A 16,016-nucleotide genomic window follows, 5' to 3' on the forward strand; every position below is an offset into this window, starting at 1 on the left:
CTTATTGTATATTTACTGTTTCGGGCATTTCAATTTTTTCGAGGTAGGTGCTTAATATGGACGGAAGAAAGGTTGCTTCATTATCATGCTTCAGCTTCGCCCATCGTTCAACTATCAGGAGTTTAATAAGGAAACTCATGACGGCTTCCACGGTGAAATAGTTAAAAAAGGTCATTTCTTCGAGCTTCCTCCATCTCAGCAAATCAATTTTTCTTTCCTGTTCAACGATATTTCCTGTTTCAATAATTTTAGAAAGGCCGCTCATAAAATCGATAGCCGATTCCGTGCTGAGATCAACCGATGGGTTTTGTTTCATTATTGCTGCCATTTCATTCGCTTCCATTAAGAATTCGGCAAATGGAAGTTGCTGCTTACGGTTCTTCATTAAAAGCAGCAGGTTTTTCAGGTTCAGTTCAAATTCCATCCACCGGTTAAGAAACCCGTTCCCCGAGTTCATGGCTTCCCTGAAATAGGCTTCGGTGAGCCTGGCTTCCCATACGGTTTCGCTGAAACGGTTCTTATTTTCGCCGAAAGCGGAAATAAACCTGTTCATATAATCCGGTAAAGCCCCATCTCCCGCAATTCCCTTTTTTAGCTCCTGGAGTGAATAGCACCCACCCGATGGTGTCGTCTCCTTTTTCCCGAGCAGTATATCGAGGAGGTTGCGGTTGTCGTTTGGATAATACAGGTAGCAGAGCAGTCTGAAATCATTTTCGCCTACCTGGTCTTTATGCTCATCCAAAAATGTTTTCGCAGAAAAAGGCAAATGCGCATCTTCCACAGAAATGTCCGGCAGGCCGGAGATCAGATAAAAATAATGCTGCTCAGACATGTTCGTTTTCTTTTGTACCGTAAATCCATTCCAATGTGCCCTTACGCAAATACCCCTTGAAGAATTCCTCAAACTCTCCGCCGGAAAAATCCACGTAGTAATCTTCATTTTTTACACCGATCTTAAAGCCGCTTTTAATTTTATTGTCAATTGTAATATCGACCCCGGCGCTTAATTCTTTTTTGATCCGCTGCTCAAAAAATTCCTTCAGCCGCGCTTCGTCATCCTGATTTAACAGCAATTCAAATTGGAATTGATCATCTGCGGGTTCCCACTTCCGAAGCACCTCGGAAATGATTTTTTGCAGGAATTCTTTTTCCGCCAAAGCATCATTGATCTCGCGGACGCTTGTCTTTTTGGTGATGACCGCGGCGAGTTCCGTTTTGACGGCGCTAATGGTTTGACTGGCGACAGCCTTCAGCTCGCTTTTTAAATTTTGACTGATCCGGTTAGTCTCAGCCAATGACCGTTCTTCCAGCCTGGCGATCTGTTGCTCCGCTTTTTTAAGCAGTTCTTCCGCCTGCCGTTTTGCAGCTTCAATGATTTGCTCTGCTTCATCCTTTGCCTTTTTAACCCCTTCCTGATAGACTTTTTCGACAAGCGGCTTCAGGTCTGCATTCAGGTAATCATTCGTCTCCATTTTTAATAATTTTTAAGTATAACCAACTGCATAGGTTTTAAATCCAGCCTGATATATCTGACCGGATTGGAGGGGTCGGGCGATTGCCGTATTTCTACATCAATTCCGTGGCCATATACCGGTCTCATCCACTGACGGTTGCGGTTCACCTCGCAGTCCACCAGTATGTGCTCTTCCTTTGTTTCCTCGGCGGAGGAATTATATACAAATACGATTTCCTCGCCAGCCAATATCCTGGAAAATGCCAGGGTGCATTTGTTGCAATCCGGCAAATGAAAGTTGATGCCGTCATTTGAGATTTCCCGCATGAACATCCTGCCAAACTTCAGCACATTATTCGTGCTCCTGAATTTTGCCAGTTCGGCTATGGCTTCATAAATGGAAGAATGCTGATTGAGAAGGTTGGTGGTTTTATCGCCTGGATTAAACAGGCATTCCCTGATATGAGTATCACCTTTACCGTGGCCGTCAAGGCCTTGTTCGGTACCGTAGTAGATACATGGCGTACCCAGGGCACAAAGCAGGAAGGCGATCCCTGCAATGATTTGGGCGGGTTCTGCATTGTATCCGTAACGGTGCTTGATGTCAGAACCAACCTGGTCATGATTGTCCAGGAAGGTTACCAGAAACTCACCATATTCGCCCCTGTCGAGGGCGCTTTTTTGGAGTTGTTTATACCGGTCGATCAGTTTTTCCGGTGAGTCAGCGCCCTTGATCACACCTTCCAAAGTGAAATACAGCTGAAAATCCAATACGGAATTTAAGCCATAATATATATTTTGGTCGTGATACGTCGACAGTGTCTTAGCCCCAATATAACGGCTGTACATTTCGTCAGCGCCTACGACCTCGCCAAAAAGAAAGAAATTTTCCTTGCCAAGAGAATAGGCATATTCCCGTATGGCTGAGCAAAAGCGGCTGATGGATAGTTCGCCCATATGCTTTACGGCATCCAGCCGGAAGCCGTCTATATCCAGTTCTCGTATCCAATAGCAATGAATATCAGCTAATATCTTTTGAACGTAAATAGCCTCGGCAGATTCATCGTTTTTGAATGCCTTTAAACCATAGAAATCCCCTTCCCTCGTTTCAGGGTAACTGTCAAAATTCCGGATCTGTCCTTTACGGCCATATAACTCCGGGTCGCGCAGTTCCACTGGCGCCGGTTCATCTTCATACCGCCATCCGCCGAAAGGAAACCTGAAACCTTTATAATAAAAATATTCGAGATCATCGGGGTAGCACCAGTTATCGCCGCTATGATGCAAAACAATATCAAGGAAAACACTCATGTTGTAACCGTGCGCTGTTTCAACCAGTTTTTCCATGTCTTCCTTTGTGCCAAAACGCGGATCTATTTCCAGGTAGTTTTCAATGGCATAACCGTGATAGGATTCCGGGTTATTTTTAAAAACAGGGCTTAGCCAGATCGCTGTACAACCCAGTTCTTTGATATAATCAAGATGGTCCGTGATGCCGCGAATAGTGCCCCCGCACGACTTACCCAATTGTTTTTCCTCGCCAAAGCCGGAATGCCTCACTTCAAATTCCATGCTTTGTCTTTTTTTGTTGTCATGAAAACGGTCAACCAATAAGAAGTAGATAAACTCCTCCCGCCATTCACGGTGACAATTCATCCAGTATTCTTTACCCGGCTTGGGGGATAGGTCTATATCTTTAATTGATTTCATGTGTTCTGAAAATTGAACTTTACAGAATAACCTTCTGCTTCATTTTAATTTTATACAGTTCGTTCATATATTTTTTTCTGTTTTATCTGACTTTATGACTGCGCGTTAATAAAGGCTTCACCGGGTACTCCGCTAATATTCTATGCACGGCAGGATGCAAATCCTGGCTGATAAATGAGAGGTCATAAATATCTCCTTCAGCCGTTCCGCGCCAAATAAGCTTGCCTGTTTTCCTGTCTATAAAAGCTAATGTGATGGCGCCATTTACATATTCCTGTTTTTGTGTGGCGGAATAAGCAACGGGATATGCAGGCCCGGGGTACGTGTATCTGAAAGTTGAATAATAATTATAATAGTAACCAAGGCGGTACGGGGAGTAATAATAGCTCCCATAGTAATAAGGGCTGTAATAATACGAGCTAGGATACGCGTTTATGACCCTTTCTTTTTTTGCATTGGTTATAATCAACTGCATCAGCACATCGGGATTTTCAGCATCAAAGGAATATCCTCTATCGCTGATACATTGGCCAAAATAATTGCGGATATTATTCCGGATAATTTCGTTATTATACGATGTATTGGCGGTATCCGCTTTATCCGGCAGCCAGGCAAAGGTCTTGTATTTGGTAAAATCAGCAGACCTGTCATAATCAGACGAAACGACATTGTAAATACTGCTGCATCCCGCAAGCATTATTATCATAATGCCCGTCGAAACCCACATACTCTTTTTCATAACTTATATATTTTATATATTTAAATGTTATTTAAATCACAATTTTCAGGTACAGAAAGCTATCAGGCTTCCCTGCCCAGTTTCCTGATCCGGATCAAGTTAAAACCCAGCATGATTAAAATGCCCCAAACAACGGCAACTATCGATGTAGCGATCAGTATCAGCCAAAGAGGGGCTTTGTCATTTGTGGCAAATAGTGTTCTTTTGTTAAAGGTGCTGGCGTATATAAATTTGGCCCCCCAGGGAACTTTTTTTTCTATTGATAAATTTCCATACTGATCGTTATCTACTATTTTGGCAACCAGGGTAATATTCCCCTTTACATCGCCGGGGATGCTATCCCGTTTAAAATCGCCGGAAGCTTTGCCGGTTGAATCAGTTGTAAAAGTTGGCTTTTCATCTATGGGCAGGTCCCCAAACCGGCGCTTTACAGCTAACACTATGTCAACACCTTTCACCGGCGTCCAAGTCGTATCTTTCATTTCAAACACGCTTGCCGTAACCGTCTTATCGCTGCCGGCATCAATTAAAATTTTTGCTTTTGTAATGCTGAGGTCGGCTTTTGCAGCTTCATATTTCGTATTCCCTTCAAAAGATGCCAGGAAAGTGTGTTTGACCGAAGTGCGCCATTCTTTCTGTAACGCGGATGGTATCATTGCGCTTGCTTCTCCATCTTCATTGGTAACCACTTTTCCAATCATGGTGCCGATGGAATCTTTATCTAGGAATAATTTCAGCCCGATGCCTGCTACATTCCGAAACTTCCTGTTCACCTTGGTTTTTACCTTTACCAAAAGGTATTGTGCCTGGTTGTTGTTGACAAAGTAATTAATGGCGATGCTTAATGTGCCCTTATCAGTAGCCTGCGAAAAGCCATAGTATCCTGAAAGCAGGAAAATAACCAATAACGATCCTCTAAATATTTTGTGCAGCAGTTTCATGATGGTGTTCAGTTAAAGTTTCTTGAATTGGAATAATTGGAAATATCCGGCTAAGCAGGGTTATGATCAGCATAGCCCCCGCTAATGAACCCATGCTGATTGCCCATTCTTCCCAGCTTGGGAAATAATAATGATACGCTTTTGGAACATCATGCATTGGCAGGAAGGGATGCAATAAAGTTGGCGTCACAATCAGGTAACGCTTAAACCATGCGCCAACCACCACCATTATACCTACAATAAACATCGGTAGCGGTCTCCGGCCCTTTTTGAATAATAAAACAATGATTGGCAGGATAATTCCCGTCAACACCGCGAACCAAAACATGGGTGCAAACGATCCTGACAATAGATCTTTTAAATAACCAGCCTCGGATTCCTTCATTTTAAAGAAGGGTGTTAAAAACTCATTGACATTAAAATAAAGGTATAGGAGGGCCAAAAGAACCAATACCCGACCCATTTTATCAAAATGATCCAGTGTAATGTATTTCTCCAGACTGTTGCATTTCCTGAAAATGTACATGGCAACGACAACACCTCCGGCTCCGACTAAAAACGCTCCGGCTATAAAATATGCACCAAAGTTGGTGCTGTCCCAACCCGGGCGGTAAGTTGTGGCAAATAACCAGGAGGTCACGGTGTGAATAGTAAATGCCACCGGTATGATCGTAATACAAAGCACATTAATGGCTTTTTTGCTCAATAAATATTGTTTGTGACTGCCTTTCCAGAAGGAACCGAGAAAGCTGTAGAATTTATATAGGGCTGGCCCTGATTTTTCCTTAAAGCGAAGCAGTATCTTAATATCAGGCAGCAGCGGATAATATAAAAGCAGGATACTTATAAAAAAATAAGTAGTAATTACAATCACATCCCACATGATGGGGGATTGGATGCGCGGATGTATAAATAAATTATAGAACCGCTCGGGGCTACCCATATCCACAATGATAATGATTGAGGCAAAAATGATAGCGGCCACGGCGATCATCTCCGCGATCCGTGTGAGCGGGGTACCCCATTTCACGCCAGCTAACCGGAATACGGCTGTTATTAAGGAGCCGACTAAACTTATGGCCACAAAAAACACAAAGTTTGATATATAGATACCCCATGAAACATAGTCCCTCATATTGGTAACTATCAAGCCATATCGCAGTTGACGATAATAGGCATAAACACCCACCAAAGAAATGGCTGTTAAAATGCCAACCCAGACTTTGCCGGTGGTATTAAACTTCCCCGGCAACAGATCCTGAATTATTTTTTCGTCGTCTGCTATTGAAATTGAATTTTCCACGATTGATTATTTTAGGTTAACTATTTTGTAACTTATCGTTTTCAAGCCCTGATTCAAATGGGAAGTTCCTGTTCACCGGCGGAAGGTAGTATACACTTGGTTTGGTTCCCAGGTCTTCCATCAGCCTGTACCCCCCTCTATCCCTGATCAGGTCGCTGAACCTGAACGTTTCGGAACCGTTGGACACCGAATCTTCATTCATATCGCCGAACAAGTAAACGTTGTTCGGACAAGCTGTAACGCAATGCGGTAATTCTCCCCTTCGCGTCATGTCAGCACAAAAATCACATTTGCCTACCGTTCCTTTTTTCTGAGGAAAGGGGGATTCGGGCGTGTAAGGCTCGCTTGCAATTTCGGTGGAGATTTCCGGCTCACCCCAGTTGAATACCCTTGTCGAGTATGGGCAGGCGGCCATACAGAAACGGCAGCCGATGCAGCGGTCGTGGTCAATTAAAACGATTCCATCCTGCCTTTTAAATGTGGCGTCCACGGGGCAAACTTTAACGCATGGCGGTTCATCGCAATGCATACAGAGCGTTGGCTGCCAGTATGGGGCAGTATGTTCTGCATCCTGCATCGGACGTACTTTTATCCAGTTCTGTCCCGGACTCAATTCATGGGCATGGTCACATGCGGCCTGGCATATTTTTAAATTTTTGCACCTGGAAAGGTCAATAACCATGACAAATTTTTTGCCCGGAATACCGACTCTTGCTTCAGTGTTGGATACCGGCGGCATGTGCGGGACTGGTTTAAGGAATGCCTCATCTACCTCGATCACTTCTCCGTCTACAGAAAGTAGTTTTACTGTCTTGCCTGAAGCCATGGCCTGTTCCTCCGCACCTGCTTCAAATGGGTCTTTTTTTTGCGTGCAGCCTGCTACAAGCCCGGCTACGGCCAAACCTGTTAACAGGAAACCCCTTCTTGAATTATTTTCTGGTTCCATCTCGTTTAATTTGAAAATGTATTTGACACCTATTTTTTGATCCATTGCTGGAGCTCGGTATTGGTCACTTTTTTCCTGTTTGCCGTCAGCAGCGACTCATCGACCTCGACCAGCCTGCCATCCTGTGTAAGCATTTTAACCGTTCTTTTTTTGTCGTCCGGTTTCCCGGGACCGGAAAGTTTCTTACCCGGGAAACGCAAACGGCCGGATGACGCAGCGGCTGTAAACACAGATAAAATGCTAAACAACCACAGAAATTTTCTTCTCGATGTCGTTTTTGCCCTGGCTATTTCTTCGTTATTGTTCATGACTTTTTTTGTTAGTATTTAATCAGATACCTTACCGACTTCATTTTGCTAAGTCCGCATTTACATTAGTCCTTCTGTTGCATAAACGCAAGTATCTTTTTATACTGATCGTCAGTGAGTACCGCCCGCTGACGCATGTGTAAATTAACTATACCCCATTCAGAACTCGTAAAAGCGGAAATAGGAGGGGCGTTATGACACCGCTGGCAATTTTCACTCCATAGCTGACTTCCGTCTTTACCTGCTACTTTTTTAGAAGTGACGCAGCTTTCAACTATCAGCACTATTGACATTAATGCAATAGCTGCTACGATGATTATATTCCTTTTCATGATGTTTAATTTTTAACTACAATTAATTAAAAGCCCACTGCTACCTGTACAAAAAATGTGTTGTTGTCTTTTTGCGATTGCCAGGCAGCTTTTACTACCGTGCGCCAGTTAAACCAGTAATCAATTCCATAAGTGTACTGTTGTATCTTAGCTGGCCCGAAAGGGTTGTTTGCCGGATTTAAGCCTGCATACCGGAAAACAAATTCCGTTTTCTTTAGAAACTTACTGGAGGACATCGTTGGCCGGTAAGCGGCTTGCGCAAACATGGAGTTACGTTTATTGTCGAAAGTATAGGTGGCAGCCGTGTCGGTCGGATTTGCATAGGCCGCTTTATCAATATTTTCGAAGTTCCACTGGCCTTTTACATCGAACGTCCCACCGATAAAATCCATCTGGTTGTTATAGGAGAGGTCCAGGGCGTATTGTTGCGCACCAACATTTTGGTATTGCGTGGTCCTTTCCCCCACCTTACCGGTTCTGAATGACCCGCCGATCTCCAGGGATGAATTCGCGAAGGGCAAAAAGCCGACACGCCCGCCGATAGTCTTGTTGTTGTTGCTGGCATCAATATTACCATACATCAGTGTGCCCTGCAAAGTTGGATCCGCCGGATCGGTCACTAACTGCGCATTATTGGACAAGTAAATACTATAGTTCATTGACGCAGATCCAAGGGGAATTCCCCCCCGCAGATCAATGCCGATTTCGCTCATCGGGCCTATGCCATACGGATCTTCTCCTGTACCAACGGGAAGGGTAGGCAGCTTATTGATCCAACCGGGATGCAGCCGGTCTTGAAATATGCCCCAGGGCGCAAGAAATTTTCCCGCACGGATGCTGAGGTATTTATTTACGATATAGGATGCATTTGCGTAGCCCAATTCAATACTTGTCTCGGCTCCTTCCAATTCAGTCTCCAGCTCGGCTTCTACCAGGATTTTCGGATGCGGTTGCCAGAGTAAAATAGGATCAAACACCAGGTTGGTAAAAGAAGACTGGTCCTTCCTAATCGCGACAGAAATGCCGGTATACCCTACAAGAGCGAATTTACTGTTACTTGAAACTTGCGATTCAACAGTTTTCCTGACGACACTGTCAACATATTCAGGCGTAACTTGCGCCTGTACCGAACACCAGGCTATTAGCAAGCCCGCCAGCGATATTATTAGTTTCCTTTTCATAGCGCTGTAATTATTTTAATGTTCTTAAATAGGCAACAACCTGCCATGCCTGCTCTTCGGTTAGTTTCTTTTTGAAACTTGGCATGTCTTTTCTTCCCTCTTCTACTTTCCAGAACAGAGCGCCGTCACTTTGCCCCTGTGTTGCAGCAGTTGTAAAATCACCTGGCTCTGTATTTAAGGTCGCGGCAGATTTTCCGTCACCCTTTCCTTTTTTTCCATGACAGGACTGACAATGCTGGGCATATACGGCTTTGCCGGCGGTTATGGTCGCATCATCCGCCTTGAGCGGGCTTTTTTTGGCATCGGCAGTTGCCGGGGCTTTCCAAAGCGTTTGCTGATAAAAGGCACTGGTTGCAACCAAAAGCGGGCCTACAAGAATTAACAGTAGAGATTTTTTTGAAGCTATATTTTGAAGTAACTTTTTCATGATTATAAATTTTATTTGTTAAAAAATGATTTGCATAAAACAACTTCCAACAGCACACTGCCGACAGGCGAATGAGTTGCCTTTATTTTGCTATTTTAAACTACTTTCAAAAACCCTGATTACCTTATACATTTTGTGAAAACCATCATAGGCAGCCAGTTCGTCATCCGTTTTGAAGTTTTCATCCAGTGTATCATGGAATTTATGATTGTCGGGAAATGCTGCCTTCAGGTTACTCTTTGTTAAAGGCTGCGGGACAGAAGATGCATTGGTGCTGAAGAAGTAAACCGAATAGTGCCTGACGTTTCCTTTGCTTGCGGTGGAGATCTTTGAAAAAGCGTAGAGCAATAAGGATTGTCCCTCGGGATTAAGCACCTTGTATTCCTTATTGTCAACAAATCTGAAAACCTCACCGGTCGTGCTTTTATAACCGTAGGTACTGTTCTTGTCCATGAAGTAAGCCTTGCCCTCATGTACGACTTTTATTTTACTTGCGCTAAATAAAAAGTCGTCGTTGATCTTATGCTTTTCTGTTTTGTAATTTATAGCATAGGACAATTTTTTTTGCTGAAAGTCGGCGGCGGTCCTGTAAATTCCGCTGCTGTCTTTTTGGGCAAATGAACTCTGCGATATGGCAAGGAAACCTCCGGCCAGTATCAAAAAACATTTTAATTTTTTCATTTTAATTTTTTTTATTTATGATCACCTGGCAACAAACTTAGCGTACTTTAATCCCGCCGTTGTTCGCCCGGATGCTCTTATTGTTTGATATATTGATTTGTCAGGTTATCCAGGTTATTCCTTGGCGGTGAGGGGTTTAGCTGGTACTCATGCGGTGTTTTACCGATCTCTCTCCTGAACTGTGTTATAAAAGATTGCGGGCTGTTATAGCCCAATTTATAGCCAACCTGGGTAATGGATAATTGCTTTTGAATCAGCAACTCCTTTGCCTTCTCTAAACGCAGTAACAGTAAGTACCTTTCGAGTGTTAAACCTTGCGATTTTGAAAAAACCCTGCTTAAATGAGAGAAACTCATTTGCATATCACGGACTACAAACTCTGATAACTTGATTGGCTTTTCATTATCCATCAGCTCGTCCCTATACCGGAGAAGCAGCGCTTTAAGATGGCCAACAATTTTTTCCTGATGCGTTTCAGAAAGATAAAATTCCTTTTCGTTCAGTTTTTTTTCAAAGTTATTTTTGTCTTCAGCACTCACTTTGCCCTTAAGAACCAGTTCACCCAGTTTAATTGAAATCACGGGGTATTTAATGCCCTTTGTTAGCTTCCGTACTATTTCAATACATCTTTGGCAGCACATATTTTTGATATGCAAATAAGTCGCGTTCATCTTTTTATTTTAAACTGTTGTTAAAAACCCGGTTCAGTTTATATACTTTGTGAAAGCCATCATAAGCCGCCAGCTCTCCATCTGTTTTGAAGTTCTCATCCAGCGCATCATGAAATTTATGGTTGTCCGGGAATGCTGCCTTCAGGTTTTCCTTTGTTAAAGCCTGTGGTGCTGACGCTGCGCCGGAGCTGAAAAAATAAACCGGATAAGTACGAAACTGCCCTTTGCTTGCATTGTTAATTTTGGGGAGTTCATATAACATCAGCGGCTCACCGGGATTCAGCACTTTGTACTCCGTGTTGTTGGCAAATCTGAAGACCTCTCCCTTGGTGCTTTTATAGCCATAGGTACTGTTCTTGTCTAATGTATAGGTCACGCCTTCATGGATGACTTTTATTTTGCTCTCATGAAAGAACATTTCGTCCTTTATTTTATGCTTGCCTGTTTTGTAATTGATAGCATAGGATAATTTTTGCTGCTGGAAGTCGGCAGGTGTTTTATAAATGCCGCTGCTGTCTTTTTGGGCAAAGGAAGGCTGGGATATGGCGAGAAGACCTCCGGCCATTATCAATAAGCTAAATAGCTTTTTCATTTTTACTTATTTTAATTTTCGTGATTATTGATAGAACTTTAGAAATAAAGCAACTATATCCCCGATTAATCAAATGAATCGCCATTGCCGGCAAATAGGACTATCTTCATTTACGGACCCCTTGCGTTAAAGGATCGATAAATAATTTAAGTCGAAAAGACCTGGTACTAACGTGGCATTCAGAAAGATCAAAAGGAAACGCTAACCATGCAGCCGAAGTGGCGGTTAGACAAAGGATCACTCAAATCAGGTAAGTGCAATTGAAAATATAAACGGATGTTTTAAGCCGGTCAGGGGGCCGCCGGTAGTTGTTATAAGAAACAACCTGGTGCCCGCGGTTATTTAACCACGAGTGAGTGGTAACATAAGGGCTGAGTATGTCTAAAGCTGGAAATAACTTTACATTCAAATTAAACCCGGGCTCGCCCCAATGCCGATCCTTAATCTTGAGATATTGCTTCTTGGTTTTACAGCATCCGTCGGACGCCATTTTGCAACCGTCATGATGTTTAGGCCCCGGGGAAAGGGAAGTCGACAATAATACGCCGCAACAATAATAGCTATTAACCGTTAACCCAAGGTTGGGTAACAGATAAATGGCTGTTAATAATATGAGCGTTGCGCGTTTCACCTTTGAGATTAAATTAATAACATTTTACTTATCAGATTACTTATTCAGAATCGCATTATCAAATTTTTAACTTGCCAAGCATTTGTTCGAGAGCGGCCCAGTCTTCTTCCCTGTACGTGATCTGATCAATACAGTTTTGGAGTTTACTTTTAAAAAGATGATCTACTCCCTTTTCCCGTTTTTTTGCCGGCCTCAAATATCTTTGAACAGTATTCATTTTTGATATAAATTGAAATCCTGTTCAAATCTATGGTCATATCCTGGCAATTAAATTGATCGCGGACATTTGGAAATGTGATTGTGATCATTTTTTATGATCGCAGATGGAGTGTTTCTGAACCTCACGATGGATGACCCCGTTCTTGTAAATTTAAAGGTTCTATTGTCCTCCATCAGAAAGTATAATGATACCCGTCATTTTTCATCGGCATCCCTGCACTGATATTTGATTTATGGATTCAATCTTGAACACAGCTATTCGTTATAGCTGCTAACAGCAATTAAATGACCGATACACCGGATACCTATATTTTAGCGGTAAACTGCGGTTCTTCAAGCCTGAAGTTCTGCCTGTATCGTTCTGCACCTATCCAAATTGAATTTTCAGGCACTGTCAGCACCATTGGGGCTGATAATAGCCGGCTTGAAATAAAGGATAGTGCTTTTAATATTCTGGAAAACCGGGTTGCGCATTTTAAAGATATGGACGCCGCAGCCAATGTGATCATTGACTGGCTGAAAAACAGGCAGCACCGTTATCCGCTGGTTGCCATAGGACACCGGATCGTACAAGGCGGCCCGGAACACCGCCAGCCGGAAAAAATAATCGATGAGTTATTGCAAACCTTACACCGGTATATTTACCTCGCCCCAAATCACCTTCCGGATGAGATCAAAGTCATCAGGGCATTTCAATCAGCTTATCCTCATACCGCGCAGATCGCCTGTTTTGATACCTCTTTTCACCGTGATATGCCTTCTTACGTTCAAAATTACCCGCTGCCAGCTGAGTATAAAGATAAAGGCTTAATGAAATATGGTTTTCACGGTATATCCTACCAGTACATCATGCAGAAACTGGCTGATGAATATGAAGCGCTTGCCGCGCAAAAAATCATTATCGCCCATTTGGGGAACGGGGCCAGTATGGCGGCAGTAATAAACGGATCAAGCTTTGACACGACAATGGGCATGAGCCCGATGGGGGGCCTGGTCATGGGTACCAGGTCAGGCGACCTGGATCCCGGTGTATTATTATACCTCTTAAATCAATATCAATTAAGCCCAGCCGAGCTGGACGATTTGCTGAGCAAACATTCCGGTTTAAAGGCCATCGCGGGTGTGAGCGATGTGCAGGAATTGCTTGACATGGAGGCTGACGACATCCGGGCAAAAGAAGCCCTCACCACTTTTTGTTATTCGGCCAAAAAGTTTATAGGCATGCTCGCTGCTGCAATGGGCGGGCTGGACATATTGGTATTCACCGGGGGTATTGGCGAAAACTCGTCCGTTATCCGCGACCGGATTTGCAGGGACCTCGATTTTATAGGTATTGATATAGACAAAGAAAAAAATCTGGAGAACACCCCACTGATTTCTAAACAGACGAGCCGGGTATCCGTCCGCGTCATAAAAACAAATGAAGAATTAATGATCGCAAATCTCGTTGCCGGGGTATTAGATCGAGCCGTTAAAAATTAAAAATATGAAAACTGAATTGATTAAACCGGAACCATTGTCGCCCGAACTGCTTCAAAAAATGAATGCCTACTGGCGCGCAGCCAATTATTTATCAGTCGGGCAACTTTATTTACGCGATAACCCTTTGCTTAAAGAGCCGTTGAAATTGGCGCATGTAAAAAATATGCTGCTGGGGCATTGGGGTACAACGCCCGGGCAAAACTTTATTTATACCCATTTAAACAGGGTAATCAACCGGTATGACCTGGATATGATCTACGTCTCCGGGCCGGGGCACGGCGGACCGGCGGTAGTTGCGGGCACTTACCTGGAAGGTACCTATAGTGAAGTTTATCCGGCTATTTCACAGGATACCGATGGCCTGAAAAGGCTTTTTACGCAATTTTCCTACCCCGGTGGAATTTCCAGCCATGCTTCACCGCAGACACCAGGCTCTATACACGAGGGGGGCGAGCTGGGCTATTCCTTAAGTCATTCTTTTGGCGCTGTCCTTGACAATCCCGATCTAATCGTGGCCTGCGTGGTCGGTGACGGCGAGGCCGAAACCGGCCCGCTGGCTACCGCCTGGCATTCCAATAAATTCTTAAACCCGATTACAGATGGCACCGTATTGCCGATCCTGCATTTAAACGGGTATAAAATATCTAACCCTACCGTTTTAGCGCGGATAAGTCACGAAGAGCTGGAACAGCTGTTCATTGGCTATGGCTGGACGCCCTATTTTGTCGAAGGCGATGAGCCGGAGGCTATGCACTGGGCAATGGCGGCAGCATTGGACAAAGCAATTGAGCAGATCCGGCAAATTAAACAGGATGCTGTTGGCCAGGAGAAGCTAACGCGCCCGCGCTGGCCAATGATCATTCTAAGGTCGCCAAAAGGATGGACGGGGCCCAAAGAGGTGGACGGGTATAAAATAGAAGGGAATTTCAGGGCTCACCAAATACCGCTGGCGGTTTCCGCCGCTGCCCCGCCTGAACATTTGCAATTGCTGGAAAGCTGGATGAAAAGCTACAAGCCGGAAGAGCTTTTTGACGAAAACGGGCGCTTGAATCCGGAACTGGCAGAACTGGCACCAAAAGGACACAGGCGAATGGGCGCAAACCCCCATGCAAATGGAGGGCTACTGTTACATGAGCTGCGTATGCCTGATTTTAAGAAATATGCCGTACCCATTCCCGTTCGCGGAACCGGCGGCGAAGGAGACACCTATGTTTCCGGGCGCTTCCTCCGGGATGTGATCAGAGAAAATCGTGACAAACGAAATTTTAGGATTTTCGGCCCTGACGAAACTGTTTCAAACCGCCTGGATATTGTGTTTGAAGCGACTAACCGGCAATGGCTCGGACCGGTTGATGAACATGACGAATTTTTATCTTCATCGGGCGGTGTAATGGAAATGTTAAGCGAGCATCAATGTGAAGGGTGGCTGGAAGGTTATTTGTTAACCGGCAGGCACGGACTGTTTAACTGTTACGAGGCGTTTATACATATCATTGACTCCATGTTTAACCAACACGCCAAATGGTTAAAAACAACGCGTGAAATCCCTTGGCGAAGAAATATAGCTTCGTTAAATATTTTATTGACATCAACGGTATGGCGGCAGGACCATAATGGATTTACGCACCAGGACCCCGGCTTTATCGATCATGTTGTTAATAAAAAGGCGGACATCGTGCGGGTTTACCTGCCGCCTGATGCCAACTGTTTGTTATCGGTTACCGATCATTGCCTGCGAAGCTGTCATTATGTAAACGTCATTGTTGCCGGCAAGCATCCTGCGCCGCAATGGCTGACCATTGATGAGGCGATTGAACATTGCACCCGTGGGATCGGTATATGGGACTGGGCCAGTGATGACCAGGATTGTGAGCCCGATGTGGTGATGGCCTGCAGCGGTGATGTGCCGACCCTGGAGACATTGGCAGCCGTGACCATTTTGCGCGAACATTTACCCGAATTGAAGATCAGGGTGATTAACGTGGTTGACCTTTTCAAACTCGAAAAGAATACGGAACATGCCCACGGTTTATGCGATAAAGATTTCGATGAGCTGTTTACCACCAGCAAGCCCGTCATATTTGCCTTTCATGGGTATCCCTGGCTGGTACACCGGCTAACCTACAACCGGGCAAACAATGCCAATATCCATGTCAGAGGTTATAAAGAAGAAGGAACCATAACGACTTCGTTCGATATGACCGTTTTAAATGAAATGGACCGGTTTCATTTGGTAATGGATGTGATCGACCGGCTGCCCCAAACCGGCAGCAAGGGCGTTCATTTAAAACAACAATTGATGGATAAGCTAATTGAACACAAACAATATATCAGGGCGAATGGTAAGGACATGCCGGAAATATTGGATTGGAAATGGACCGATAGGACAGAAAGTTAATA

Annotated in this window: 17 protein-coding genes; 2 read left to right on the plus strand and 15 right to left on the minus strand. The window is 44.1% G+C overall.

The window, feature by feature from the left end:
- Window position 1: 1 nt before the first annotated feature.
- The 15 genes from G7092_RS17305 to G7092_RS31050 all read right to left on the minus strand — a co-directional run bounded on the left by G7092_RS17305 (window position 2) and on the right by G7092_RS31050 (window position 11,915).
- Window positions 2–832, minus strand: coding sequence for a DUF2764 family protein (locus G7092_RS17305; RefSeq protein ID WP_166091203.1), 831 nt, complete (start codon window positions 830–832; stop codon window positions 2–4).
- Entirely contained in the window at window positions 825–1,472 is a 648-nt protein-coding gene (locus tag G7092_RS17310; RefSeq protein ID WP_129568277.1) for a hypothetical protein, read from the minus strand. The genes G7092_RS17305 and G7092_RS17310 overlap by 8 nt, the downstream gene beginning before the upstream one ends.
- Before the next feature lie 2 nt (window positions 1,473–1,474).
- Window positions 1,475–3,163 (minus strand): alpha-amylase family glycosyl hydrolase, encoded by a 1,689-nt coding sequence (locus tag G7092_RS17315; RefSeq protein ID WP_129568276.1) that lies wholly within the window; start codon window positions 3,161–3,163, stop codon window positions 1,475–1,477.
- An 82-nt stretch (window positions 3,164–3,245) separates the two neighbouring features.
- Window positions 3,246–3,902, minus strand: coding sequence for a DUF4136 domain-containing protein (locus G7092_RS17320; protein WP_129568275.1), 657 nt, complete (start codon window positions 3,900–3,902; stop codon window positions 3,246–3,248).
- Window positions 3,903–3,964: 62 nt separating this feature from the next.
- Window positions 3,965–4,843: a hypothetical protein gene (locus G7092_RS17325; RefSeq protein WP_129568274.1), complete on the minus strand. Its 879-nt coding sequence runs from the start codon at window positions 4,841–4,843 to the stop codon at window positions 3,965–3,967.
- Window positions 4,818–6,146 carry an NrfD/PsrC family molybdoenzyme membrane anchor subunit gene (gene nrfD, locus G7092_RS17330; RefSeq protein ID WP_223266107.1) on the minus strand — a complete coding sequence of 443 codons (1,329 nt, stop codon included), beginning with the start codon at window positions 6,144–6,146 and terminating at the stop codon, window positions 4,818–4,820. Before nrfD ends, G7092_RS17325 begins: the two co-directional genes overlap by 26 nt.
- Window positions 6,147–6,162: 16 nt before the next feature.
- A complete protein-coding gene (locus tag G7092_RS17335) occupies window positions 6,163–7,137 on the minus strand; it encodes a 4Fe-4S dicluster domain-containing protein (protein ID WP_235953888.1) in 975 nt (324 codons plus the stop codon).
- Window positions 7,122–7,400, minus strand: a complete 279-nt coding sequence (locus tag G7092_RS17340) for a hypothetical protein (protein ID WP_112658738.1) — start codon at window positions 7,398–7,400, stop codon at window positions 7,122–7,124. Before G7092_RS17340 ends, G7092_RS17335 begins: the two co-directional genes overlap by 16 nt.
- Before the next feature lie 65 nt (window positions 7,401–7,465).
- Complete coding sequence (locus G7092_RS17345; RefSeq protein WP_112658736.1) at window positions 7,466–7,732, minus strand: c-type cytochrome; 267 nt, start codon at window positions 7,730–7,732, stop codon at window positions 7,466–7,468.
- Window positions 7,733–7,758: 26 nt separating this feature from the next.
- Window positions 7,759–8,913, minus strand: a complete 1,155-nt coding sequence (locus G7092_RS17350) for a hypothetical protein (protein WP_112658734.1) — start codon at window positions 8,911–8,913, stop codon at window positions 7,759–7,761.
- Between the two features lie 10 nt (window positions 8,914–8,923).
- Window positions 8,924–9,340, minus strand: coding sequence for a c-type cytochrome (locus G7092_RS17355; protein ID WP_112658732.1), 417 nt, complete (start codon window positions 9,338–9,340; stop codon window positions 8,924–8,926).
- 90 nt (window positions 9,341–9,430) lie between these two features.
- Complete coding sequence (locus tag G7092_RS17360; protein ID WP_129568272.1) at window positions 9,431–10,021, minus strand: hypothetical protein; 591 nt, start codon at window positions 10,019–10,021, stop codon at window positions 9,431–9,433.
- A gap of 77 nt (window positions 10,022–10,098) precedes the next feature.
- On the minus strand, window positions 10,099–10,602 hold the full coding sequence (locus tag G7092_RS30910) for a helix-turn-helix domain-containing protein (RefSeq protein WP_166091204.1): 504 nt from the start codon (window positions 10,600–10,602) through the stop codon (window positions 10,099–10,101).
- Window positions 10,603–10,696: 94 nt separating this feature from the next.
- Window positions 10,697–11,284, minus strand: coding sequence for a hypothetical protein (locus G7092_RS17370; RefSeq protein WP_129568270.1), 588 nt, complete (start codon window positions 11,282–11,284; stop codon window positions 10,697–10,699).
- 241 nt (window positions 11,285–11,525) lie between these two features.
- Window positions 11,526–11,915, minus strand: coding sequence for an HYC_CC_PP family protein (locus G7092_RS31050; RefSeq protein ID WP_438861465.1), 390 nt, complete (start codon window positions 11,913–11,915; stop codon window positions 11,526–11,528).
- A gap of 504 nt (window positions 11,916–12,419) precedes the next feature.
- Between G7092_RS31050 and G7092_RS17375 the strand changes: the two genes are divergently transcribed.
- Together G7092_RS17375 and G7092_RS17380 are read left to right on the plus strand one after the other, a co-directional pair.
- On the plus strand, window positions 12,420–13,616 hold the full coding sequence (locus tag G7092_RS17375; RefSeq protein WP_129568269.1) for an acetate/propionate family kinase: 1,197 nt from the start codon (window positions 12,420–12,422) through the stop codon (window positions 13,614–13,616).
- Window positions 13,617–13,620: 4 nt separating this feature from the next.
- Window positions 13,621–16,014, plus strand: coding sequence for a phosphoketolase family protein (locus tag G7092_RS17380; protein WP_129568268.1), 2,394 nt, complete (start codon window positions 13,621–13,623; stop codon window positions 16,012–16,014).
- The last annotated feature ends 2 nt before the right edge of the window (window positions 16,015–16,016 follow it).

It is taken from the genome of Mucilaginibacter inviolabilis, assembly GCF_011089895.1.
Taxonomy (GTDB): Bacteria; Bacteroidota; Bacteroidia; order Sphingobacteriales; family Sphingobacteriaceae; genus Mucilaginibacter; species Mucilaginibacter inviolabilis.